Raw genomic sequence first — 24,868 nt, 5'->3', positions numbered from 1 at the left:
ATTTATATAATTATTAATTAAATTTTATTATAATAATTACTTTAAATTTACTTTTAGATTTTATAATTAAACTTATATTAGTATAACATTTAAATTTTTGAAAATAAAGTGTTATATATATTGATATTGGTAAGTTATCGTAGTAAACTTAAATCTGAAGTTTAAGTATTATTATAAAGGATGTGACAATTTTGAATTTTACAAAAATGACAGGTACAGGTAACGATTTTGTAGTAATTGATGACAGAGAAAACAATTATTTAGGAAAAGAGAAAGAAATAGCATTAAAGCTTTGCGATAGACATTTTAGTATAGGTGGAGATGGAGTACTTCTTGTGCGTAAATCAGAAAAAGCAGATACAAAGATGGTAATAATAAATTCTGATGGTTCACGTGCATCTATGTGTGGAAATGGTATAAGATGTTTTGCCAAATATGTATGGGATGAAAAGATAGTTTTAACTAATCCTATGACTATAGAAACAGATGATGGAATAAAAAAAGCAGATTTAAAAGTAGAAGATGGTAAAGCAAAATATGTAACTATAAATATGGGAAAACCATCTTTAGAACCATCTACAGTATCAGAAAAATTTGATGAAAAGATATTAGATAAAAAAGTTAATATAAAAAATAAAGAATATGCTATAACTTCTTTTCATATGGGTGTTCCTCATACTATGGTTTTTGGAAAATTAGATGATTATAAAATAGAAGAAGGAAAAGGTATAGAAAAATCTGATATTTTTAAAGCTGGTACTAATGTGAATTTTTGTGAGGTAGTTAACAAAAACAAAATATTAGTAAAAACTTGGGAAAGAGGAGCAGGAGCTACTTTAGCTTGTGGCACAGGTTCTTGTGCATCAGTTATTGCTTCTAACCTTTTAGGATATACAGGTAAAGAAGTAGAAGTTGTAGTTCCAGGAGGGAACATTTTTATAGAGATAAAAGAAGAAGGTATACTTATGAGAGGACCTGCTAATACGTGTTTCAGAGGAGAAATAGATGTATAAATGCTTAGATCTAATGCCAAATTTAAAATTTGTTTAATTGTATCAACAATGATGATTGTTATGTCTGGTTGCTCTAGAAAAAATAAATTACCAGAAATAAAAACTCCTAATTTTAAAGATGTTATAATAGGAGAAAAATTAGGAGAAAAAACTCAATTTTATTCTATTAATAATGGTAAATTAAATGATAAACAATCTGTAGATAAATTAGATAAAATACAAGATTTAAAATACAATTCTGATAAAAAAACCTATATTTTTATACAAAATAATTTTAAGGGAAAAGAATTAACTAATAATAAAATCGAAATTTTAAAAAATGATAAAAAGATTGAATTAGATGATTTTTATTATGCAGAGGATATAAAATTATCAAAAGATGGAAGTAAATTAGCTTATAGAAGTTTTGCTAAAGATAATTTAAATAGTGCAGAAGGGTTAAAAGTTTTTGATATTAAATCTAAAAAATTGTTTAAAATTAAAAGTAAAGTTATAGTATCGGGAAATTTATATTCATGGCTAAATGAAAATGAAATTCTTTATTATGGTATAATACCTGGAAAAAGAAAATCTGCTAAAGTATATAAATATAATTTTAATACAAATAAGGAAGAAGAGTATATAGATAATATAAAAGGATATTGTACTGACTTTATATTAATAGGTAAAGATCTTTTATATATTTCTAGTATAGGTAATGAATCTTCATTAAATTATTATGATAAAGAGAAAGATTCCATAAAAATAATATCAAAAGATATAGATAATATACATGAAAGCATTGTAGATAAAAACAAAAATGTTTATTTAATAGCTAATAATAAACTAGAAAGAAAAACTTATTTGTATAGTTTTTTAAAAAAGGATATGAGTTTAAATAAACTTACCTATGATTTTCCTACAAAAATAGATACTAAGGGAGGAATAGGAAAAGATAGTAGTGGCAATATATATTTTCTAGGCAATAATGAAAGTAATAAAGATAGTTTAAAAAATGATGTGTATATGTATAACAGAAAAAACAATTCTGTACAAATAGTATCTGAAGAAAAAAGTTTGTATAATATATTCCAAAATAAAGAAATGGAATAATTAAAATTATATACTGATGAATTTTAAATAGTGAAAGATAATTTCTTAAATAATAAGAAATTATCTTTTATTTTATAAAAAATATTATAGATACTAATTAATTTTAATAGTAATAAATGTATAAAAATAAATAAAATTTCCAAATATTATTGAAAACATTTCCATATATGGTATAATAAAAATATAATTGGAAACGGTACCGATAACGATACCAAAAAATACCTTTACCTATATAGGAGAGATGTAATGGTTAATTTAACAATAAAAGACATATCTCGCATTGCTGGAGTGGGAGTTAGTACAGTATCTAGAGTTTTAAATGATCATCCAGATGTAAAAGATGAAACTAGGAAAAAAGTTTTAGAAGTTATAAAAGAAGTTAATTATATACCAAATAATAGTGCAAGAAATCTTAAGAGAAATGAAACAAATACCATAGGAGTTTTAATAAAAGGAATACATAATACGTTTTTTTCAAAAATGATAAATTCTATAGAGGAAAAAATAGCAGAAAAAAATTATTCTATGATTCTTCACTATAATAAGGGAAGATCAAGTGATTTTAAGGTGGCAGTTCAATTTATAAAAGAAAAAAAATTGAAAGGGTTAATATGTTTAGGTGGTGAATTTGATGATGTAGATAACGATGAACTGAAAAGTTTGAACATTCCAGTAGTTCTTGCATCTACGAATATTCCACAGCATATAGACAAAAGATTTTTTTCAAGTGTTGTTATAGAGAATGAAAAAGAATCCTTTAATGCAGTTAATTATTTATGTGAATTAGGACATAAAAGAATAGGTATTATAACTACAGGAGAAAGGGATAAAAGTGTAGGACAGCTAAGACTTGAAGGATATAAAAGATCACTTTTTAAAAATAACATTGAATACGATATCAATTTAACTGAAATTGGTGAATACACCTTTGAATCTGGTTTTAATGCTATGAACAGAATTTTAAATAAAAATTTAGAAATCGATGCTATCTTTGTTACAACAGATATAATGGCTATTGGTGCTGCAAAGGCAATATTAAGTAGAGGGCTTAAAATACCAGAAGATATTTCTATAATTGGATTTGATGGACTTGAATATTCTAAATATTTTCATCCAGCTATAACAACTATTAGCCAACCAGCAGAGGAAATAGGGAAAAAAAGTATAAAGATTATATTTGATTTAATTAAAAATAAAAAAAGCCATAAACATATAGTTTTAAAAACAGAACTTTTAAAAAGAGAATCTTGTATGAAAAAATAGGGGGGACAATAATGGCTAATGTAGGTTTAAAGAATTTAAAAAAGACATATGAAAACGGTTTTGAAGCAGTTAAAGGTATTGATTTAAAAATAAAAGATGGAGAATTTATGGTTTTAGTAGGACCATCTGGATGTGCAAAATCAACTACATTAAGGATGATAGCAGGCCTTGAAGATATCTCAGATGGAGAAATTTATATAGGAAATAAAATTGTGAATGATGTAGTTCCAAAAGATAGAGGAATTGCTATGGTTTTTCAAAATTATGCACTGTATCCTCATATGACTGTTTATGATAATATGGCATTTTCATTGAAAATGAACAAAGTTCCAAAAGGTAGGATAAAGGAAAAAGTAACTGAAGCAGCTAAAATACTAGATTTAGAAAGTGTTTTAAAAAGAAAACCTAAAGCACTATCTGGAGGACAAAGACAAAGAGTTGCAGTTGGTCGTGCTATAGTTCGAAATCCTGATGTATTCTTATTTGATGAACCTTTATCTAATTTAGATGCAAAATTAAGGGTACATATGAGAGTTGAAATTTGTAAGTTACATAAGAAACTTAAATCTACAATGATTTATGTAACTCATGATCAAGTAGAAGCTATGACAATGGGAGATAGAATTTGTGTAATGAATAAAGGAGAAATTATGCAAGTAGATACACCTCTTAATTTATATAGTTATCCAGAAAATAAATTTGTAGCTGGATTTATTGGTTCACCATCTATGAATTTTGTTCAAGGGGAGCTAATTAATAAAAATAATTCTATAACCTTAAAAGTAGGGAAAGAAGAATTATTTTTATATAAAGATATAAAAGATAAAGTCAAAAATTATATAGGTAAAAAAGTTTGGCTTGGGTTTAGACCAGAAGATATTAAGCTGAAAGAAGGTGAAAAGGGGGATATTATAAGAGGAAAAGTTGAAGTTATAGAGCATATGGGTAGCGAATCCTTTGTTCATTTTAACTTTGAAGAAAATCAATTAATTGCTAAATTAGATCTAGAAGATGCAGTTTCAGTAAAATCTGGGGATGTTGAAGAATTTATACTTAACATGGATAAATGCCATATATTTGATTTTGAAAGTGAAAAAAATATAACTTTATAAAATGGAGGGGTTATTATGAGAAGTATTAAAAAGATTCTAACAGCAGCAATGTGTTCAACTTTACTTGTATCATCTATAGGACTTACAGGCTGTGGTTCAAAGTCAACAGCTACAAATGCTGATGGAGGTAAAGTTACAGTTAATATGTTTCAGTTTAAAGTTGAAACAGCAAAAGAACTTGAGGAAGCTGCTAAAACATATTGTAGTAAAAATGATAATGTAAAAATAAATGTAGAAACTGTTGGTGGTGGAAATGATTATGGTGCTGCCCTTAGAGCAAAAATTCAATCAGGTGAAGAACCAACTTTATTTAATATAGGTGGCCCACAAGATGTTAAAGATTGGAAGACAAGATTAGTAGATTTATCTGGAGAATCATGGGTTAAAAATGCTGTAGATGGAGTTTTAGATGGAGTAACAATGGATAATAAAATTTATGGAACTCCATACTCAATTGAAGGATATGGATTTGTATACAATAAAGCCATATTTAAAGATGCAGGAATAGATGTTTCAAAAATAAATAATTATGACACTTTAGAGAAAGCAGTTAAAACTCTTGATGAAAAAATAAAATCAGGGGCATTAAAAGAAAAATACCCTAAATTAGAAGCAGTATTTGAACTTCCAGCTAAAGAGACATGGGTAACTGGACTTCATACTTCTAATGTACCATTAGGACAAGAATTTAAGAGTGCAACAGATGCTTATAATGCTAAAAAAGTAGATTTTAAATACAAAGATGGTTTTAAAGCATTAATAGATTTACAAGCTAACTATTCTAAAAATTCAGAATCAAAATCAAATTTAAATGCTGTAGATTATGCAACTCAAGTAGGTCAAGGATTAGCTGTAGAGCGTGTTGCTATGATTCAACAAGGAAATTGGATTTATAATGAAGTTAAAAAAGTAGATGAAAAAGTAGCTGAAAACTTAGATATATTGCCAATGCCAGTTAAAGGTGGAAAAGAAGATTCTATATCAATCGGTGTTCCAATGTATTGGGCTGTTAATAATAAAGCTTCAAAAGAAGAACAAAAAGTTGCTAAAGACTTCTTAAAATGGTTATATACATCTGAAAAAGGTAAAGATTTCGTTGTTAATAAATTATTTTTCATACCTCCATTTAAAGGATATGATAATTTTAAACCAAAAGATTCTTTAGGTGCAGCTGTTAAAAGATATGTAGATAACAAAAAGACTACTCCATGGGTATTTATGGGATATCCAACAGGTTGGGGCATGGAATCAGTTGGAAAACAAATTCAAAAATATTTATCTGGAGAAATTAAATGGGAAGATGTTATAAATAGATCTAAAGCAAAATGGGAAAGTGATAGAAAATAGTAGCTTACATTAGGAGGGGGAATCCCTCCTAATGTATAAAATTACAGATCTAAGGAGGCTATTATGAAAAAATCAAAATTAGGATTTTGGTGTTTTGTAGGACCTATATTACTTGCATTTTTAATGGTAGTAATAATACCTGCAGTTATTGGAATATACTATTCATTTACAGATTGGAATGGAATAAATAATAATCCGGATTTTGTAGGTTTATCTAATTACATAGCTATATTTAAAAAAGATGGAGGATTTGTAAAAGCCTTTATATTTACTTTTAAATTTGCTATTGTATCTGTTATTTTGATAAATCTAATAGGATTTGGGTTAGCACTTCTTGTAACTAGAGGAATGAAAGCTAGCAATGTTTTAAGAAGTATATTTTTTATGCCAAATATGATTGGTGGAATTATACTTGGATTCATATGGCAATTTATATTTACTAAAGCTTTTGATGCTATAGGAACTAAAATAGGATGGGGATTTTTAAATGGATGGTTATCCACTACTACTACTGGATTTTGGGCTCTTGCTATACTTATGTCTTGGCAAATGTCAGGGTATATGATGATTGTATATATTGCAGCACTTCAAGGTATTCCTGAAAATTTAAAGGAAGCAGCAGAAATAGATGGAGCAAATGGTTTTCAAAGACTTAAGAACATAACAGTGCCACTTGTAGCACCAGCTTTTACTATAGGAGTATTTTTAACCTTATCTAATTGTTTTAAATTATTTGATCAAAACTTGTCTCTTACTGGAGGAGGACCTTACGATTCAACTCAGATGCTAGCACTTAATATTTATAATTCAGCTTTTGTATATAACAAGTTTAGTTTAGCTCAAGCAAAAGCAGTAGTATTTTTAATTACAGTAGCAGCTATAACATTAACTCAATTAAGATTTAGTAAAAAAAGGGAGGTTGAAATGTAATGAAACAAAAAAGATTAAAAAAAGTTTTATGGAGTATTTTAGCTTTATTTGTTGCATTAGTATTTTTAGCACCTTTATATATAGCAGTTGTTAATTCTTTTAAAACCCAAAAGGGAATATATCTTGATACTTTAGGCCTTCCAGGAAAGTTAGTTTTTACATTGCAAAATTATGTTCAAGCTTTTAAGGATTTAAATTTTTTCAACTCATTTTTAAATTCATTTTTGATAACTACAATAAGTACAATAATAATAATTGCGTTATCTTCTATGGCTGCTTGGAAGTTGGTTAGAACAAGAACGAAAATAAGTGGAGTAATATTTTTTATGTTTGCAGCAGCAATGCTTGTTCCATTTCAAGCAGTAATGTTACCTTTAGTAAATTTGATGGGGAAAATTGGATTTTTAAATCCACCAGGATTAATATTCATGTATATTGGATTTGGATCTAGTTTATCAATAATTATGTATCATGGATTTATAAAAGGGATACCTAAAGAATTAGAAGAAGCGGCTATTATTGATGGATGTAGTGAATTTCAAGTCTTCTGGCTTATTGTATTTCCACTTTTAAAACCAATAACTGTTACAGTTAGTATTTTAAATGTTATGTGGATATGGAATGATTTCTTGCTTCCACAACTTATAATAAATAAACCTAAATGGCAAACACTTCCTCTTAAAATGTTCTATTTCTTTGGACAGTATTCTAAAAAATGGAATTTAGCTCTTGCAGGTCTTGTTTTAGGAATGATACCAATTGTAGTATTTTACTTTGTAGCTCAAAAACATATTGTAAAGGGAGTTACACAAGGTTCTATAAAATAGCATCAAATTAGGAGGTAAAATAATGAACTCATTTATGATAGATAAAAACATTTTTAAATATACTTTTGGAAATCCAATAGATACTGAAACTATATGTTTAGAAGGAGAAAAAAAAGATGAACAATATATTAAGTTTGTAAAGTTAGAAGAAGGTGAAGATTTAAACTTAATATATAAAATGGATGATTCTGATATTGTATATGGACTTGGAGAAAATCAAAGAGGAATAAACAAAAGAGGGTATATATATGAATCCTTTTGCACAGATGATCCAATTCATACAGAAAATAAAAAGTCATTATATGGTGCTCATAATTTTATAATTATAGATGGAAAAGATAAATTTGGAATGTTTATTGATTCTCCATCAAAGGTAGTTTTTGATGTTGGTTATTCTAAAAGAGATGAGTTAAAGGTAAATATTGAAGACAAAAATGTAAATATTTATATGATTAAAGGTTTTAAACCAAAAGATATAGTAAGAAAGTTTTTAAAGATAATAGGAGATACATATGTACCACCTAAATGGGCATTTGGATATCAACAATCAAGATGGAGTTATAAAAATGAAAAAGAAATTAATGATATAGCAAATAAATTTATAGAAGAAGATATTCCTTGTGATGCTATTTATCTTGATATTGATTATATGGATAAATTTAAGGACTTTACAATAAATAAAAAGGATTTTCCAAATTTTAAAGAGTTTGTATCTAATTTAAAAGATAAGGGATTCAGACTTATTCCTATAATTGATGCAGGAGTAAAGATTGAAAAAGGATATAAAGTTTATGAAGAAGGGATAAAGAATAATTATTTTTGCAGTGATAAAGAAGAAAATCCATTTATGGCAGCAGTTTGGCCAGGAAGATGTCATTTCCCTGACTTCTTAAATAAGGATACTAGAAATTGGTTTGGACTTAAATATAAAATTCTTACAGATTTAGGTATAGAGGGCTTTTGGAATGATATGAATGAACCTGCAATATTTTATACAGATAGAAGTTTAAAGGAAGCTATAAAATCTGCAAAAGATTCAGAAAAGAAAAATTTAGATATATATTCATTCTTTGATTTAAAAGATAAATTTACAAATATGTCAAACAACTTAGAAGATTATAAAAGCTTTTATCATAATGTAGATGGTAAAATTATTAATCATTATAAAGTCCATAACATTTTTGGATATAATATGACTAAAAGTGCTGCAGAAGGGTTAAAACAAATTGAACCTAATAAGAGATTTTTACTATTTTCAAGATCTTCATATATAGGTATGCATAAATTTTCAGGAATATGGACAGGAGATAACTCTTCTTGGTGGAGTGAACTATTACAGAATATAAAAATGATGCCTTCCTTAAACATGTGTGGTTTCTTATATATAGGGGCAGATACTGGTGGTTTCGGTAACGATTCCGATAGTGAATTAGTAATAAGATGGACACAATTTAGTATGTTTACACCACTTTTTAGAAACCATTCAGCTTTAGGCACTAGAAGTCAAGAACCTTTTGCTTTTGATAAAACTACTACCAATATAACTAAAAACGCAATTAAAATAAGATATGCATTAATTCCATATATATATTCTGAGTATATGAAAGCTGCTATAGATAGAAATTTGTATTTTTCTCCTATAAGCTTTGAGTATGATGATGAAATATCAAGAAGAGTAGAAAATCAAATTTTATGTGGGGATTCTATAATGCTTGCTCCTATATATGAGCAAAATGCTAAAGGTAGATATGTATATCTTCCAGAAGATATGCTTTTGTGGAAACCAGATAATTATCTTAGTAAGAATTATAAGGTTGTAAAAAAAGGACATAGATATATAGATGTGGATTTAAAAGAAATACCAATTTTTATTAGAAAAAATAAAATGATAGTTAAAACAGAAGCTGCTCTTAATGTAGAAAAAATTGAAGATAAACAATTAAATATAATAGCGTTTGTTGAAGATAAAGCTAAGTATTTATATTATGATGATGATGGAAAAACTTATGATTTTAAAAAGGGAAGATTCTCAACTATAGCAATTGAAATAGAAAAAGTAGAGGATGATTTTAAAATTTCTGTAAAAAATAAAGGAAACAGATTAGTTAAGAAAATAAATTTTGAAATAATAGATATAGAAGGAAAAGTTTATACAAAAACAATTTCTTTAGAAAAGTAAAGGAGAATACTGATATGATTAAAAAAAGAAGTAGCGGCATCCTAATGCATATAACATCACTTTCAAGTCCTTATGGAATTGGTACTTTTGGAAAAGAGGCTTATAAATTTGTTGATTTTTTAATAAAATCTAATCAAAGTTATTGGCAAATACTTCCTATAGGTCCTACAAGTATAGGTGATTCACCATATCAATCCTTTTCAACATTTGCTGGTAATCCATATTTTATAGATTTTGATATATTAAAAGAAGAGGGATTACTAAAAGAAGAAGATTATAAAAATGTAGATTTTGGAGATAACCCTTTAAAAGTGGATTATGAAAAAATTTTTAATCATAAGATGCCAATTTTAAGAAAAGCTTTCAATAATAGTAAAGATAAATATAAAGAAGAAATAAAAAAGTTTAAGGAAAAAAATAAAAATTGGTTAGAAGATTATGCTCTTTATATGGCTATAAAAGGAGAATTTAATTTAAAATCTTGGCAAGAATGGGATGAAGATATAAAGCTTAGAAAAAAAGAAGCTTTAGATTATTATAAAAATAAATTAAAAGAAGAAATAGAATATTTTATATTCATTCAGTATATGTTTTTTAAACAGTGGTCAAAACTAAAAAATTATGCAAATAGAAATGGTATTAAGATAATTGGAGATATTCCTATTTACGTTGCAGAAGATAGTGTAGATGCTTGGGCAAATACAAATGTATTTTTACTTGATAAAAATAAAATACCAAAAGTTGTTTCTGGTTGTCCGCCAGATGATTTTGCAAAAACAGGACAACTTTGGGGAAATCCTATATATGATTGGGATTACTTAGAAAAAACAAATTATAAATGGTGGATAGAAAGAATAAAGGGAAATATATCATTATATGATGTTACTAGAATAGATCATTTTAGAGGGTTTGAATCCTTTTGGGAAATTCCATATGGAGAAAAAACAGCTATAAAGGGTAAATGGGTAAAAGGTCCTGGAATGAAATTATTCAATCAAATAAATAAAGAATTGGGACAAGTTAATATAATAGCTGAAGATCTAGGATATCTTACAAAAGAAGTTATAGATTTTAAAAATGAAACCGGCTATCCTGGTATGAAAGTATTAGAATTTGCTTTTGATAGTAGGGAAGAAAGCGATTATCTTCCACACAATTATAATAAAAATTGTATAGTTTACACTGGAACACATGATAATGATACTGTAGTTGGATGGAAAAGCAGTGCTCCAAAAGAAGATGTTGAATTTGCAAAAAAATATTTAAATATAAAGGATGAAAAAGATTTTAACTGGGGGTTTATAAGAGGAGCTTTAAGTTCAGTTGCAAATTTATCTATTATACAAATTCAAGATTATTTAGGATTAGATAGTAAAGGAAGAATGAACATACCATCAACTTTAGGTGGAAATTGGCAATGGAGAATAGATGAAAAAGTTTTAGATGATAAATTAGCTAAAAAAATTGGTTCTATGACAAGACTTTATGGAAGGTAAGGGATTAATTATGAAGATAAATAAAGAAAGATTAAAAACAAATATTGAAGATATTTTAAAAATAAAGTATGGTAAAACATTAAAAAATGCAAAAAATCATGAAAAATTTAATGCTCTTTCTAAATCTATAATGCTTTTAATAACAGATAATTGGAAAGAATCTTTAAATACTTATTCTAAAGGTAAGCAAGCTTATTATTTATCAGCAGAATTTTTAATGGGTAGAGCTCTTGGAAATAATTTAATAAATTTAGGTATTTATGATGAAATTAAAGAAGTTTTAAATGAAATGGATATAAATTTAAATGAAATAGAAGAGATAGAAGAAGATGCAGGCCTTGGAAATGGTGGACTTGGAAGATTAGCAGCTTGCTTTATGGAGTCTTCCGCTACTAAAAACTTGCCTGTTACAGGATATGGAATAAGATATAGTTATGGATTATTTAAACAAAAATTTAAAGATGGCTTTCAAATTGAAGAAGTAGATAATTGGTTAAAATATGGTGATCCTTGGTCTATTAGAAGAGAAGAAGAATCAGTAATTGTAAATTTTAAAGATGGAAAGGTAAAGGCAGTTCCATATGATACACCAATAATTGGATATGGAACAAAAAATATAAATAGACTTAGATTATATAAAGCAGAAGCTTTACAAGAACTAGATCTTGAATTATTTAATGAACAAGAATATGAAAAAGCAGCTAGAAATAAAAATAAAGCAGAAGATATTTCAAAGGTATTATATCCAAATGATACAAAAAGAGAAGGCCAACTATTAAGATTAAAACAACAGTACTTTTTTGTTTCAGCAGCCCTTCAAGATATGATAAATAAATTTAAAGAAAATCATGGTAGTGATTTTAGTAAATTTAAAGATTATCATGCAATACAGTTAAATGATACTCATCCAGTTGTAGCTATACCAGAGCTTATGAGAATACTTATTGATGAAGAAGGACTAGATTTTGAAAAAGCATGGGACACAGTACATAATGTTTTTTCATATACAAACCATACAATATTAAGAGAAGCACTAGAACAATGGGATGTTGATTTATACAAGAGTATACTACCTAGAGTTTATCAAATAATAAAAGAAATAAACAAAAAATTTATAAAAGAACTTGGAAGTTTAGGTTATGGATATGAAAGAATAAATTCTATGAAAATAATATATAAAAATAGAATAAGTATGGCTTGGCTTGCAATATATGCAACACATGCTACAAATGGAGTTGCAAAACTTCATACAGACATATTAAAATATCAAGAGTTAAAAGATTGGTATGAAATATATCCTGAAAGATTTTTAAACAAAACTAATGGAATTACTCAAAGAAGATGGCTAAAATTATGTAATAAAGGATTATCAAATTTAATAACAAAATTGCTTGGTGGAGATGAATGGGTTACAAATTTAACAATGCTAAAAAATTTGGAAAAGTATAAAGATGATGAAATAGTTTTAAATAAACTATTAGAAATTAAACATTCAAACAAAGAGAGATTAGCAAAATATATAGAAGAAAATGAAGGAATAAAAATTAATCCAAATTCAATATTTGATATTCAAATTAAAAGATTACATGAATATAAAAGACAGCTTTTAAATGCTTTTCATATTTTAGATTTATATTATAGATTAAAAGAAAACCCAGATATGGATATAGAGAAAAGAACATTTATATTTGGAGCAAAAGCAGCACCAGGGTATTTTAGAGCAAAAGGAATAATAAAATTTATAAATGAAATAGCAAAACTTATAAATAATGATAAATCAATAAATAATAAGATTAAAGTTGTGTTTGTACAAAACTATAGAGTATCTTATGGAGAGAAATTGTTTCCAGCAGCAGATATTTCAGAACAAATTTCAACAGCAGGAAAAGAAGCTTCTGGTACTGGGAATATGAAATTTATGTTAAATGGAACACCTACAATAGGAACTTATGATGGAGCAAATGTAGAAATAGTTAAAGAAGCAGGAGAAGAAAATAACTTTATATTTGGAGCAAAAGTAGAAGAAATAGAAAAGATAAAAGACACATATAATCCTAAAAAATATTATGAAAAAGTTCCAGGATTAAAAAAAGTAGTAGATACTTTAATTAATGGAACCTTTGATGATGGCGATACTGGAATGTTTGAAGAGTTATATACTTCATTACTTGAAGGTGCAAGTTGGCATAGGGCAGACAACTATTTTATATTTAAAGATTTTGATGATTATAGGAAAGCTCAAAATAAAGTTGATGTAGAATATAAAGATAGACTTAGTTGGGCTAAAAAATGTCTTATAAACATTGCAAATGCTGGTAAATTTAGCAGTGATAGAACAATAATGGAATATGCAAAAGAGATATGGAGTATAGATAGTAGAAAAATTAAGTAGAATGATTTCGTTTTGATCTTTTAATAAAGAAAATATATTTTTATTAAAATTATTTTCATAGTAATAAATTCCTTTGTTAGGTTATATATTTTTAAATTTTATCTTTGTATAACAAAATATATTTGTAGCCATAATAAAATTGAAATATAAAAAAATATTTTGAACTAAAAACAAAGGAGAAGGATACTATGAAAAACAAACCAGATGATAGAAGAGACAATGTAGATAAGATTCAATATAATATTGATAAAACTATTGAAAATTGCCATCGTGCAGATGAAATGATAGCAAAAACAAGTGATGAGAAAACTAAAAAAGAATTAAAAGAAAAAAATGAAAGAAGAATGGAATCCTTAGATAGTATGAGATCAGAGATTAAAGATGAAGCAAGGGATAAGAAAAACGGATATAACTAGGTATTTAAGTGTTTTTTAATTAAAAATTTAATAATTGTATGCTCCAAAAAGGTTCTAAATTTCACAATTGTATTAAAGCTTTTGTTTGAAATTTAGAGCCTTTTATATTATAACTTAGTTTTTATTTAATATTATAGAGGAGATGATTACTTTTTTTATAAAATATAGGTAGATAGAAAGGTAGTAAATAAATATATGAAATAGTATAATATGTTATATATTATATATGTTTTTAGTATATGTTTATTATAGAAGGTGAATAAAATGAATAAAATTAATATTTTAGTAGTTGAAGATGATGAAGAGATAAATGGATTAATATCTAAGACTTTAATAAAGGAAGGATATAATGTTACCAAAGCCTTAGATGGTAAGAGTGCTTTAGAAAAGTATAATAAAAAAGAATTTCAAATGGTAATACTTGATATAATGCTTCCAATAATTGATGGTATGGAAGTTATGAGAAGGATAAGGGAAAAAAGTATGATACCAATAGTAATATTGTCTGCTAAAGGTGAGGAGACAGATAGAATAATAGGACTTGGATTAGGTGCAGATGATTATATGGTTAAACCTTTTTCTGTAGCAGAGCTTATAGCAAGGATAAAAGCACAACTTAGAAGGTATATGTATTTTAATAATTCTAATGAAAATAAAGAAAATCAAATTGTAAGTTGTGGAGATTTAACTTTTGATTTAGATAAAATTTTAGTAAGTAAAAAAGGACAACCTATAGATCTTACAGCTAAAGAAATAGGTATATTAAAACTTTTTATTACAAATCCTAATAAGATTTTTACTAAAGCTCAAATATTTAATACTGTATGGGGTGAAGAATATATAGGGGATTCTAACACGGTGATGGTTCATATAAGAAGGCTTAGAAATAAAATAGAGGATAATCCTAATGATCCTAAGTATATATTAACAGTTTGGGGAATTGGATATAAATTAGGAAGTGTAAAATGATATATATAACTTCAGTAATAATACTTATGCTCATTTTAGTAATAATAATTTTCAATTTTAAGATTAAAAGGATTTATAAAGTAGTGGAAGAAGTTATAAGGGGAAATTTTAATCAAAGAATAAGAATACAAAATCATAATAAAAGAATTGAAAAGCTTTCAGAAAATATAAATACTCTTATAGAAAGTTTTCAACGTATATTAAAAGAAAATGAAGATTATGAAAATGAAAGAAAAAAAATGATTTCAAATATATCTCATGATTTGAGAACTCCACTTACTTCTTTACTAGGATATATAGAACTTTTAAATACTGATAAAAATTTAAGTCATAAAGAAAAGAAGGAATATACTAAAATAGCCTATGAAAAAGGTAACGATTTACTAAATCTAATGGAAGATTTTTTTCAAATTTCTAAACTGGAATCAAATGATATAGAAGTATCAATTAAAAAATTAAACATATCAGAAATATTGAGGCAAAGAATAGTTTTATTTTATAATGATTTCAATAAAAAAGAGATTAAACCTATTATAAATATAAAAGAAGAAGATTTATATGCTTTAGGAGATGAAAAAGCAATAAATAGAATTTTAAATAATTTAATTTCTAATAGTTTGAAATATGGAACTTATGGGAAAGTTATAGGGTTAAATATAAAAGAAGAAGAAAATTACATAGTTATTGAAGTATGGGACAAAGGCAAAGGAATACCAAAAAGTGATATAGATTTGATATTTAATAGATTATATACTTTGGAAAAATCAAGAAATAGAAAACTTCAAGGAACTGGTCTTGGTCTTACTATATCTAAAAAATTAGCAGAAAGTCAGAAGGGAAGTCTTACAGTTTATAGTGTCCCTTATAAAAAAACAATATTTTCTTTAAGATTGAAAAAGAGTTAAGATATTTGTAAGAAATATGCAAATATCATGTAAGGATTGGGCTTTATACTTAAAGCACAGTCCTTTTTAAATACTGAAAGAAGAGGTGAGGATATGGGGACTATTTTAAAAACAAATAATTTAACTAAAATATATAAAGGAGTGACAGTAGTAGATAAATTAAATATTACCTTAAATAAAGGTGAGATTTATGGATTTATAGGAAAAAATGGAGCAGGTAAAACAACCACTATCAAGATGATTATGGGACTTATTAAAGCAAATAGAGGAGAAATAGAGCTTTTTGGAAGTAACAAAAATAATCAAAGAATATATGGAAAAATAGGTTCAATAATAGAATATCCAGGATTCTATCCTAATTTAACTGCAAAAGAAAATTTAGAAATTCATAGAAGAATGATTGGTATGCAAAGTAAAAGCTGTATAAAAGATAGCTTGAATATTGTAGGACTAAAAGATGCTGCAGATAAAAGAGTAAGGAACTTTTCTCTTGGAATGAAACAAAGACTTGGAGTTGCAAGGGCAATTCTTCATAATCCTGAGCTTTTAATTTTAGATGAGCCTACTAATGGTCTTGATCCTGTAGGAATAAAAGAAATGAGAGAATTTATAGAGGATTTATCAAATAAAAGAGGGGTTACAGTATTAATATCAAGTCATATATTAAGCGAAGTACAATTATTAGCAACTAAAATAGGAATAATTAATAAAGGAGTTTTATTAGAAGAGATAGGTTATGATGAACTTCAAAGAAGAAACAGACATTATCTAGAGTTAAAAGTTAATAATGATAAAAAGGCTTCCTTTTTGCTTGAAAATAAATTAAATATATCTGACTATGAAGTGTGGGAAAAAAATATTATAAGAGTTTATGAGAAAATAAATAAATCTTCAAAAATAAATAGAACAATGATAACAAATGATATTGATGTAGATGAAATATCAGTCAAATTAGACAATTTAGAAGATTATTTTATAAGACTAACTGGAAAAAATGATTAGTATTTATAAATCTATTTTAAGGATAAATATGAAATAGATATAAATAAATTTTTTCTTATTGATTAGTAAAGATTAGGGAGGTACATTATGATTAATACACTATATTCAGAAATATTAAAACTAAAAAAATCTTTTTTTCTTTTAATAATATTAGTAGGAGGACTAGCTTTGCCGGGGCTTTTATTTTTGGGATGGGCAGTGCAAAGTCAAGGGGTTGTAATATGGAATGAGTATACTTATCACTCAGAGTTTATGATGATTTTAGTGCTAAGTCCTGTACTTTTTTCATTGATTTCATCCTATGTTTTTTCAAGAGAGTTTACAGATAAAACTGCTAATATATTATATTGTTATCCTATTTCTAGAACAAAAATTTTTGTATGTAAGCTTTTCATTATATATTTAATTATAACTGTTGTATATATAATACATTTTTTAGGTTTATTTGGAGGGGGACTAATTTTAAAACATGAGCTTCTTACAAAGGAAATATTATTAATACATTTTAAAATCAGTTTATATTCTATGATATTGCAATTTTCATTAGTTCCTATAGTAATTTTTATTGCAAGTTTAAGTAGAAATATTTTAGTACCAGTAATATATGGTATTTTATTAGTTGTAAGTAATTTTTTATTAGTAGCTAGTGGTAAATTTAAATACTCACCTTTTATGATGCCAGGCATGCCATTGATAAATTATAACACCAAAAGTAATGTAGAGCATTATTTTCTTAAAAGTAATACTATAATTATGGCAGTAATAGTTTTTGTAATTAGCTTTATAGCATGCATAATATATTATAAAAATACTGATATAAGTTAAAATTTTAAATGCTTTAAAAACTATCTTAAGGTTTAGTAAAACTTTAAGGTAGTTTTTTGTTTGTATATTAAGAATTTTATAATATTATATTAAAAAATGAATATTATGGTATAATGATTTTTGTAATCTTTCAAAAGATTATATGGTATAAAATACTTTAAGATGATTATGAAAAAACACTGTTTTTAAGGAGAGATAACATGGGAATTGACATTATATTTATATTGAAAGCTATTATAATAGGTATTGTAGAAGGAATTACAGAATTTGTTCCAGTATCTTCTACAGGACATATGATATTGGTAGGAAGTGCTATTAATTTTAATGGTGAATTTGCCAAGATGTTTGAGGTGGTAATTCAGTTAGGAGCAATACTTGCAGTAGTAGTTTTATATTTTAAGAAGATTAAAGAAAGTATAATAGAATTTTTTAAATTTATATTTACTAAAGGTAAAGAAGGAAAAGTTGGATTTAAGTTTGGAATTAATGTTATAGTAGGATCTATTCCTATTGGAATTGTAGGAGCTCTTTTTTATCATAGAATAAAAGCTTTATTTAGACCAGAAGCAGTAATTATAGGATTCATAGTAGGTGGTATTTTACTATTAATTATAGAAACTATATATAGAAAGAAAAATCATTCTGTAGATGATATAGATAGCATAACAGTAGTCCAAGCTTTAAAGGTTGGAGTTCTTCAAATTTTATCTGTAGTTCCAGGTATGTCAAGAAGTGCATCAACTATAATGGGTGGATGGATTGCCGGTATATCAACTCCAATAGCAGCAGAATTTTCATTTTTCTTAGCAATACCTGCAATGGTAGGTTCATCAGCAAAGGATTTATTTGAATTTGATTATTCTATAATGACAGAAACCTTATGGATTGCACTAGTAGTAGGATTTATTGTTGCTTTTATAGTGTCAATAATAGTTATGAATAAATTTGTTAGTTATTTAAAGAAGAAACCTATGAGAATATTTGCAATATATAGGATTTTAGCAGGTATTTTACTTGGAACATTGGTAATTACTAATGTTATGAAATTAACTGTATAAAAGAGAAATAATAAGTTAAAAAGTCTTAGATTAGTAAATTGTATTTTATAAAGTAAATACAATTTATTAATTTAAGGCTTTATTTTTGTTGACTATAACGTTAGGTTATAGTGTATTGTATAAGTATATTAAGGATAATACAGCAAAAAAAATAAAAATAAGATTAGTTAGATTATAGAAAGTTTATACAAAATATTTTTATAAAATGTACTAAAAGGCAAAGTATCTACTGGTAGAAAGATACTTTAAAGAAAGGGTAGAATTTAAAAATGAAAATTAGAGAAGTTGCAAAACTAACAGGAATAACTGTAAGAACACTTCACTATTATGATGAAATAGGATTACTTAAACCAAGTGGAATTACAAAGTCAGGGTATCGTTTATATGATAAAGAAGCCCTTTTAAAACTTCAGCAAATATTATTTTTTAAAGAACTAAAATTTTCCCTTGCTGAAATAAAGAATATTATTACAAATCCACAGTTTGATAAAAAGAAAGCATTAGAAAATCAAAAGAAACTTCTAATTAAAAAGCGGAAGAGAATTGATGATTTAATAAATCTTGTGAATAATAGAATAAAAGGAGAAGAGAGTATGAGTTTTAAAGAATTTGATATGACAGAAATAGAAAATGCAAAGAAAAAATATGCAAAAGAGGTTAAAGAAAGATTTGGAAATTCTGATGCTTATAAAGAAAGCGAGAAAAAATGCAATGGTTATAGTAAAAATCAGTGGAAAGAAATAGATAAAGAGTGTAAAGATATTTTTAAAGCTTTTGCTTCTAATATGGATAAAAGAGTTGATAGTGAAGAAGTACAAGATCTTGTTAAAAGGTGGCAAAAATTAATTACATTAAGATTTTATAATTGCACAAATGAAATTTTAAAAGGACTTGGGGTTATGTATGTTAAAGATGAACGATTTAAAGAGAACATTGATAAAAATGGAGAAGGTACAGCAGAATTTATATCAAAAGCAATTGAAGTTTACTGTTTGAAATAAGATATGACTTTTGAAGAAAAAATAACTATTTGTTATAAAATGTTAATGATTATTATTTTAAATATAATACTAGTTAATTATAATAAAAATCATCTGATTTAATCAGGTGATTTTATGCTTTAGATATTAAAATAAATCTTAATTAAATATATTCCAATATATAGTATTAAATTTATTTATATGTCTAGTATGTAGATAAGAATTAAGTTAAAGGAGGAAAGATATGAAAGACCTTATAAATTTAGATAAAGTAATAGTTGAGGAAAAAGCTTTAAAAGCTATTCCAGAATATATATGTACAAAAAATCATATTATTCCAATTAAACTTAATGATAAAAAAATATATTTAGTTAGTTCTTCTAATTTAAGTGAAAATATATTAAATGAGATAAAATTTTTAACTAAATGTGATGTAGAAGTACTAAAAGGAGAAGAAAGTCAAATTAAAAGTTATGTTAAAACTTATTATAGTAAATATGAAGCACAAATAGCCTTACACAAATTTAAAAAAGAAAATTTAAAAGATGAAAAATCATATAAGAAAATATATGATGATGAACCGGTAATTAAGCTTACAAATTCTATAATAGATGAGGCTATATCTAAAAAAGCTAGTGATATTCATATAGAGCCTTTTGAAAAATATTGCATAATTAGATTTAGAATAGACGGAATACTTCGAAAATTCATGAAAATTAATAAAGAGTTGTATTCCCTTTTAAATGTTAGAGTGAAAATAATAAGCAATATGGATATAACAGAAAAAAGATTACCTCAAGATGGTAAAATAAAAGCTACATTTAGAAAAAATCATAATTTTAGAGTGTCTACACTTCCTACAGTATATGGAGAAAAAATAGTTATAAGGATACTATATAAAGATAGTAAAATAAAATCTTTAGATAAACTTGGTTTTGAAAAGAAAGATATAGAAAATTTTAAAAATATGATTATGTCTTCTAATGGGGTTATTTTAAGTTGTGGTCCAACAGGAAGTGGAAAATCTACAACTTTATATTCTATATTAAATAATATAAACAGTAAAGAAAAAAATATAGTGACTATAGAAGAGCCAGTAGAGTATACCATTGACGGAATTAATCAAATTAATGTAAATACCAAAATTAATTTAGGTTTTTTACAAGGATTAAAAAGTGTTTTAAGGCAAGATCCAGATGTTATTATGGTAGGTGAAATAAGAGATGAAGAAACTGCTAAGGTTTGTCTTAGAGCATCTATAACAGGACATTTAGTTTTATCTACTATTCATACTAATGGAGCACTAGAGGCTATAATAAGGCTTTTAGATATGGGAATACCCTATTATATGCTTTGTGATGGGTTAAAAGGAATAATATATCAAAGATTAGTTAGAAAAATATGTCCTAAATGTAAAGAAAAATATTTAGCTTCAGATATAGAAAAGAGTTATTTAAATTCTAATGAAGATTTTTATTTATACAAAGGTAGGGGATGCACCGAATGTAATCATACTGGATTTAAAGGTAGAACTGTTTTATATGAGTATATGAATATAGGAAATAAGGAAAGAGAATACATAAGAAAGTTAGATAAAATAAAAGAAAATAAAAGAAAGTTAATAAAAAATACTTTTAAAGATAAGGCTATAGAATCAGTAAAAAAAGGAGTGACTACTTTTGAAGAAATAAAAAAGATAATATTTTAAAATTTATTAGTTTAATAAAGTAGGAGAATAAAATGGAAGTATTTAAATATAAGGCTTTAGACTTACAAGGAAAAAGAATAGCTGGAAAATGCAAAAAAAGTAATATTAAAAATTTATATAAAAAACTAAGGATGAAAGGTTATTATGTTATAGATTTAGCCCCTACACATAGAAAAATATTAGAAGAAAAAATAAGTAAAAAACAATGTGCACTTTTATGTGATAAATTATATATGCTGATACATTCTGGAGTTGATATAACAGAAGCTATTTATATAATTAGTAATAATTTTAAAAGTAAAAAGATAAAAAATAGTTTGATAGGTATAAGAAGTTCTATATTAAAAGGTGAAACAGTATATAAAAGTTTTTGCAAATTTGATAATATATATCCTAATTTTTTTATAAGTATGCTTTATATAGGAGAAGAAAGCGGAAAGCTTGAATGGGTTCTTAAAAAATTAACAGAATTTTATGAAAACGAGAACACTTTTTCCAAAGAAATAAAAACAGCATTAATATATCCAACAGCAGTTTTATTAAGTTTTATAGCTATGATGTATATACTGATTAATAAAGTTATACCAAGTTTTATGGATATATTTAAAGATCTTGGTAGCAGTATAAACAAAGGAACGTTAAACTTTATTAAATTTATTAATATAACTAATTATATTTTAATCCTATTAAGTCTTTTAATTATTATAACTTTGATTATAGGTAAATTATCTAAAGATAGGTTTAAGTATAAATTAGATTCTTTAAAAATAAAAATTCCTTTATTTAAAAAAATAATAAATAGAATATTTTTAACTAAGCTTTCTTGTGAAATGAATATTATGTTAGAGTCTGGGATAAACATAACTGAATGCTTAGAAATTGTAGAAAGTACTACAAAAAACTATGCTTTAAAAGAGAAAATAAAATTATGCAATATACATATAAAAAAAGGAAATGGAGTAAAAGATTCTTTGATAAAGGCAAGAATAGAAGATAAATTATTTTTATCTATGGTAAGTGTTGGAGAAAAAAGTGGAAGTCTAGCAGAAAGTTTTAGAGACATCTTTTTCATATATGAAAAGGATATAAAAGATAAAATAAAGGCATTTATAAAGCTTATAGAACCAAGTATTATAATTCTTATGGCATTAGTAGTTACTTTTGTATTTGTAAATGTTTTTATACCTATGATGGATATAATGGATTTACTTTAATAAAACTATCATAAAAATTGAAGTCATTATATTTAACAAAATATATGGTTCATCTTTTATTTATTATTTATGTTTATAGGATATATTAAGTATTTTAATATAAAAGTTTATAGATTTAAGTAGTTAGATATTTAAATTAAGTATTTAAGTGATAGGAGGAACTTTTAAATGAATAAATATAACAAAAAAATTAGAGTAAGAGGAGGCTTTACTTTAATTGAGCTTATGATAGTTATGTCTATAATACTTATTTTAGCAGGGTTTATGGTACCTAAATTTGTTGCATACAAAGATAAAGCTAAAAATACTAAAGCAATAAATACAGCTAAACAAATACAAGTGGCAGCAATGACTAGTTATAGTGAAAATGAAGATGAATTTATTGAAAGTAGCGTAAAAGATAGTATAGAAAATTATACAGGAATAAAAGATGCTACTCCCTCAGGAGAAGGACAAGAAATTAATGTAACTTATAATAGTGATGGTAAAAATTATACGGTTACTTTGAATGCTAATACAAATAATTACACAGTTAAAAAAGGTGAGAATGTTATATTTCCAAAGAGTAGTAAATAAATGTTAACAGTAGAAAAACAAAGTGTTATATGGAGTCAATTAGTATAATTATAGTTTATATGTAAAGTAATTGGTTTGAAAATTAGAAATATAAAAAATATTAAAAAAGTTAAAGAAGGTAAGTAAGGTGTAAAAATAATGAACCTTAAGAAAGTTAGAAAAGGCTTTGTTTTGTTTGAACTTATAATATATATGGCTATATTAATGATAGTATTTAGCGTAGGTTTTATATCAATTAAAAAATATACTAAAGTTTCTAGTGATATAGTTTCAAGTGAGTTTAGTAATTCTCTTATTGATTTTATAAATAATGCTAAAAAGGTATGTAGAGAAAATAATAAAGGTGGATTTATATATTTTGATATTGGAAAAGAAAAGATAGATTTTTCAATGTCAAATAAGTTAGTGAAAAGTATAAAATTAAATGATAGTATTGATTTGATTTCAATAAATACTCATGGAAATAACATATATATAAACAATCAAGGGATGACAAAAAATGCTTGTACTATAAAATTTAAAGATAATAGTAATAAGATACATAATATTACTATTTGTGTGGGGACTGCTTATGTTCAAATTAAAAACTAGGAAAGGTTATATACTTATAGAAATTTTGTGTGCAATGACTATATTTACTATGCTTGTAGCAAGTTCTATAGCTGTATTTTATCAATCTAGAAAAATAAAAAAGATAAAAAATGATAACTTAAATTGCTTTATTTTTGCAGAAGGATTAAAAAATAATATTATGTATAACAGTAATTATGAAGATTTATGTTATTTAAGAGAAAATAATAAGCTATATATAACTAAAGAAAACATGAATTTAGATAAGTTAAAAAATAAAGATATATTAGAAATATTTAAGAATAATTTTAAAGAAGATACACCTTATATAAAGTTGGATATTAAGGGAGAGGATATTCTTAAAATTAATATGAAGTTATATTCAAATGAAAAAAATAAATTAAAAGCAATAGGTTGTGAATTTTATAAAGGAAGGTATAAAAGATAGCATGGTAAGAAAAGGCTTTTGTGTACTAGAACTTTTAGTAGCTTTAAGCATATTAGGTATACTGTCAGTTTTTGTGTTAAAAACTACTTTGGTAAATATGAAAAATTATAAATTAAGCAGAAAGAATTCAACTCAGTATTTATATATAGATGAAGCTTTTAATTTTATAAATTCTGAATTTAGTAAAGCTAAAAAATGTACTGTAGATAAAAATACTATAAAAATAGAAAGAATAGACAATAAAGGATCTAATTTTATAAGAAAAGATACAGATGGGGATATAATAATATCTTATGGAAATAAGTATTCAAGAAACAACAACAATATTGTTAAAAATGTTAAAGACTTTACAGCTTTAGAAAAAGGAGAAGTTGTATATATATCTATAATGGATAGATATGGGAAAATATATAAAAGGTGTTTAAAAAAAAGAGAATAATATAGGTTTTTTATATATTTGTAATATATTGATTATAGAAGGTGAAGTATATAAAAATTATTAATAAAAAAAAAGAGAGAAAAGGATATGTTATTTTATATTCACTT

At 25.4% G+C, this 24,868-nt stretch carries 22 protein-coding genes and 1 pseudogene; all 23 read left to right on the top strand.

The features are described 5' to 3' along the window. The first annotated feature begins 191 nt into the window (after positions 1-191). Positions 192-1,013: a diaminopimelate epimerase gene (gene dapF / locus ABDZ71_RS13815; RefSeq protein WP_343762362.1), complete on the top strand. Its 822-nt coding sequence runs from the start codon at positions 192-194 to the stop codon at positions 1,011-1,013. Beyond that, entirely contained in the window at positions 1,014-2,105 is a 1,092-nt protein-coding gene (locus tag ABDZ71_RS13810) for a hypothetical protein (protein ID WP_343762360.1), read from the top strand. Between the two features lie 246 nt (positions 2,106-2,351). Next, on the top strand, positions 2,352-3,368 hold the full coding sequence (locus ABDZ71_RS13805; RefSeq protein WP_343762358.1) for a LacI family DNA-binding transcriptional regulator: 1,017 nt from the start codon (positions 2,352-2,354) through the stop codon (positions 3,366-3,368). Positions 3,369-3,379: 11 nt separating this feature from the next. Further along, positions 3,380-4,480: an ABC transporter ATP-binding protein gene (locus tag ABDZ71_RS13800; RefSeq protein WP_343762357.1), complete on the top strand. Its 1,101-nt coding sequence runs from the start codon at positions 3,380-3,382 to the stop codon at positions 4,478-4,480. 15 nt (positions 4,481-4,495) lie between these two features. Further along, the gene (locus tag ABDZ71_RS13795; protein ID WP_343762354.1) at positions 4,496-5,827 is read left to right on the top strand and encodes an ABC transporter substrate-binding protein; all 1,332 of its coding nucleotides are present in this window, start codon (positions 4,496-4,498) and stop codon (positions 5,825-5,827) included. 63 nt (positions 5,828-5,890) lie between these two features. Beyond that, entirely contained in the window at positions 5,891-6,757 is an 867-nt protein-coding gene (locus tag ABDZ71_RS13790; RefSeq protein WP_343762352.1) for a carbohydrate ABC transporter permease, read from the top strand. Beyond that, positions 6,757-7,584 carry a carbohydrate ABC transporter permease gene (locus ABDZ71_RS13785; protein ID WP_343762350.1) on the top strand — a complete coding sequence of 276 codons (828 nt, stop codon included), beginning with the start codon at positions 6,757-6,759 and terminating at the stop codon, positions 7,582-7,584. The genes ABDZ71_RS13790 and ABDZ71_RS13785 overlap by 1 nt, the downstream gene beginning before the upstream one ends. 22 nt (positions 7,585-7,606) lie before the next feature. Then, entirely contained in the window at positions 7,607-9,763 is a 2,157-nt protein-coding gene (locus ABDZ71_RS13780; RefSeq protein WP_343762348.1) for a TIM-barrel domain-containing protein, read from the top strand. A gap of 11 nt (positions 9,764-9,774) precedes the next feature. Further along, positions 9,775-11,259 (top strand): annotated as a pseudogene (gene malQ, locus ABDZ71_RS13775) (4-alpha-glucanotransferase); the annotation flags it as partial. A 16-nt stretch (positions 11,260-11,275) separates the two neighbouring features. Then, the gene (locus ABDZ71_RS13770; RefSeq protein WP_343762452.1) at positions 11,276-13,651 is read left to right on the top strand and encodes a glycogen/starch/alpha-glucan phosphorylase; all 2,376 of its coding nucleotides are present in this window, start codon (positions 11,276-11,278) and stop codon (positions 13,649-13,651) included. 188 nt (positions 13,652-13,839) lie between these two features. After that, the gene (gene tlp / locus ABDZ71_RS13765) at positions 13,840-14,067 is read left to right on the top strand and encodes a small acid-soluble spore protein Tlp (RefSeq protein ID WP_343762346.1); all 228 of its coding nucleotides are present in this window, start codon (positions 13,840-13,842) and stop codon (positions 14,065-14,067) included. Positions 14,068-14,331: 264 nt separating this feature from the next. After that, positions 14,332-15,036 carry a response regulator transcription factor gene (locus ABDZ71_RS13760; protein WP_343762344.1) on the top strand — a complete coding sequence of 235 codons (705 nt, stop codon included), beginning with the start codon at positions 14,332-14,334 and terminating at the stop codon, positions 15,034-15,036. After that, positions 15,033-15,941 (top strand): sensor histidine kinase, encoded by a 909-nt coding sequence (locus ABDZ71_RS13755; protein ID WP_343762342.1) that lies wholly within the window; start codon positions 15,033-15,035, stop codon positions 15,939-15,941. The genes ABDZ71_RS13760 and ABDZ71_RS13755 overlap by 4 nt, the downstream gene beginning before the upstream one ends. Positions 15,942-16,034: 93 nt before the next feature. Then, positions 16,035-16,943, top strand: coding sequence for an ABC transporter ATP-binding protein (locus ABDZ71_RS13750; RefSeq protein WP_343762339.1), 909 nt, complete (start codon positions 16,035-16,037; stop codon positions 16,941-16,943). Between the two features lie 87 nt (positions 16,944-17,030). Further along, positions 17,031-17,768 carry an ABC transporter permease gene (locus ABDZ71_RS13745; protein ID WP_343762337.1) on the top strand — a complete coding sequence of 246 codons (738 nt, stop codon included), beginning with the start codon at positions 17,031-17,033 and terminating at the stop codon, positions 17,766-17,768. A 200-nt stretch (positions 17,769-17,968) separates the two neighbouring features. Then, positions 17,969-18,826 carry an undecaprenyl-diphosphate phosphatase gene (locus ABDZ71_RS13740; protein ID WP_343762335.1) on the top strand — a complete coding sequence of 286 codons (858 nt, stop codon included), beginning with the start codon at positions 17,969-17,971 and terminating at the stop codon, positions 18,824-18,826. A 269-nt stretch (positions 18,827-19,095) separates the two neighbouring features. Beyond that, on the top strand, positions 19,096-19,827 hold the full coding sequence (locus ABDZ71_RS13735; RefSeq protein WP_343762332.1) for a MerR family transcriptional regulator: 732 nt from the start codon (positions 19,096-19,098) through the stop codon (positions 19,825-19,827). Positions 19,828-20,050: 223 nt separating this feature from the next. Then, positions 20,051-21,514, top strand: coding sequence for a GspE/PulE family protein (locus ABDZ71_RS13730; RefSeq protein WP_343762330.1), 1,464 nt, complete (start codon positions 20,051-20,053; stop codon positions 21,512-21,514). 32 nt (positions 21,515-21,546) lie between these two features. Next, positions 21,547-22,728: a type II secretion system F family protein gene (locus ABDZ71_RS13725; protein WP_343762329.1), complete on the top strand. Its 1,182-nt coding sequence runs from the start codon at positions 21,547-21,549 to the stop codon at positions 22,726-22,728. A gap of 168 nt (positions 22,729-22,896) precedes the next feature. Continuing rightward, positions 22,897-23,304, top strand: a complete 408-nt coding sequence (locus tag ABDZ71_RS13720) for a type II secretion system protein (RefSeq protein WP_343762327.1) — start codon at positions 22,897-22,899, stop codon at positions 23,302-23,304. 138 nt (positions 23,305-23,442) lie between these two features. After that, complete coding sequence (locus ABDZ71_RS13715) at positions 23,443-23,895, top strand: peptidase (RefSeq protein ID WP_343762325.1); 453 nt, start codon at positions 23,443-23,445, stop codon at positions 23,893-23,895. Further along, a complete protein-coding gene (locus tag ABDZ71_RS13710) occupies positions 23,876-24,322 on the top strand; it encodes a type II secretion system protein (RefSeq protein WP_343762323.1) in 447 nt (148 codons plus the stop codon). Before ABDZ71_RS13715 ends, ABDZ71_RS13710 begins: the two co-directional genes overlap by 20 nt. Beyond that, positions 24,291-24,761, top strand: coding sequence for a type II secretion system protein (locus ABDZ71_RS13705; RefSeq protein ID WP_343762322.1), 471 nt, complete (start codon positions 24,291-24,293; stop codon positions 24,759-24,761). The genes ABDZ71_RS13710 and ABDZ71_RS13705 overlap by 32 nt, the downstream gene beginning before the upstream one ends. Positions 24,762-24,868 lie beyond the last annotated feature (107 nt).

Origin of the sequence: Clostridium oceanicum, from assembly GCF_039521385.1 — a bacterium.
Taxonomy (GTDB): Bacteria; Bacillota; Clostridia; order Clostridiales; family Clostridiaceae; genus Clostridium_F; species Clostridium_F oceanicum.
Note: the sequence above shows the minus strand (reverse complement) of the source record. Positions and strands in the feature narration are given on the sequence as shown.

What these genes read in the sequence shown, in the direction of transcription:
- ABDZ71_RS13740 (WP_343762335.1), top strand. Translation starts at nt 17,969, where the DNA reads ATGGGAATTGACATTATATTTATATTGAAAGCTATTATAATAGGTATT.
- ABDZ71_RS13790 (WP_343762352.1), top strand. Translation starts at nt 5,891, where the DNA reads ATGAAAAAATCAAAATTAGGATTTTGGTGTTTTGTAGGACCTATATTA.
- ABDZ71_RS13810 (WP_343762360.1), top strand. Translation starts at nt 1,014, where the DNA reads ATGCTTAGATCTAATGCCAAATTTAAAATTTGTTTAATTGTATCAACA.
- ABDZ71_RS13725 (WP_343762329.1), top strand. Translation starts at nt 21,547, where the DNA reads ATGGAAGTATTTAAATATAAGGCTTTAGACTTACAAGGAAAAAGAATA.
- ABDZ71_RS13800 (WP_343762357.1), top strand. Translation starts at nt 3,380, where the DNA reads ATGGCTAATGTAGGTTTAAAGAATTTAAAAAAGACATATGAAAACGGT.
- ABDZ71_RS13795 (WP_343762354.1), top strand. Translation starts at nt 4,496, where the DNA reads ATGAGAAGTATTAAAAAGATTCTAACAGCAGCAATGTGTTCAACTTTA.
- ABDZ71_RS13745 (WP_343762337.1), top strand. Translation starts at nt 17,031, where the DNA reads ATGATTAATACACTATATTCAGAAATATTAAAACTAAAAAAATCTTTT.
- tlp (WP_343762346.1), top strand. Translation starts at nt 13,840, where the DNA reads ATGAAAAACAAACCAGATGATAGAAGAGACAATGTAGATAAGATTCAA.
- ABDZ71_RS13720 (WP_343762327.1), top strand. Translation starts at nt 22,897, where the DNA reads ATGAATAAATATAACAAAAAAATTAGAGTAAGAGGAGGCTTTACTTTA.
- ABDZ71_RS13755 (WP_343762342.1), top strand. Translation starts at nt 15,033, where the DNA reads ATGATATATATAACTTCAGTAATAATACTTATGCTCATTTTAGTAATA.
- ABDZ71_RS13710 (WP_343762323.1), top strand. Translation starts at nt 23,876, where the DNA reads ATGTTCAAATTAAAAACTAGGAAAGGTTATATACTTATAGAAATTTTG.
- ABDZ71_RS13760 (WP_343762344.1), top strand. Translation starts at nt 14,332, where the DNA reads ATGAATAAAATTAATATTTTAGTAGTTGAAGATGATGAAGAGATAAAT.
- ABDZ71_RS13805 (WP_343762358.1), top strand. Translation starts at nt 2,352, where the DNA reads ATGGTTAATTTAACAATAAAAGACATATCTCGCATTGCTGGAGTGGGA.
- ABDZ71_RS13785 (WP_343762350.1), top strand. Translation starts at nt 6,757, where the DNA reads ATGAAACAAAAAAGATTAAAAAAAGTTTTATGGAGTATTTTAGCTTTA.
- ABDZ71_RS13735 (WP_343762332.1), top strand. Translation starts at nt 19,096, where the DNA reads ATGAAAATTAGAGAAGTTGCAAAACTAACAGGAATAACTGTAAGAACA.
- ABDZ71_RS13730 (WP_343762330.1), top strand. Translation starts at nt 20,051, where the DNA reads ATGAAAGACCTTATAAATTTAGATAAAGTAATAGTTGAGGAAAAAGCT.
- ABDZ71_RS13750 (WP_343762339.1), top strand. Translation starts at nt 16,035, where the DNA reads ATGGGGACTATTTTAAAAACAAATAATTTAACTAAAATATATAAAGGA.
- ABDZ71_RS13780 (WP_343762348.1), top strand. Translation starts at nt 7,607, where the DNA reads ATGAACTCATTTATGATAGATAAAAACATTTTTAAATATACTTTTGGA.
- ABDZ71_RS13715 (WP_343762325.1), top strand. Translation starts at nt 23,443, where the DNA reads ATGAACCTTAAGAAAGTTAGAAAAGGCTTTGTTTTGTTTGAACTTATA.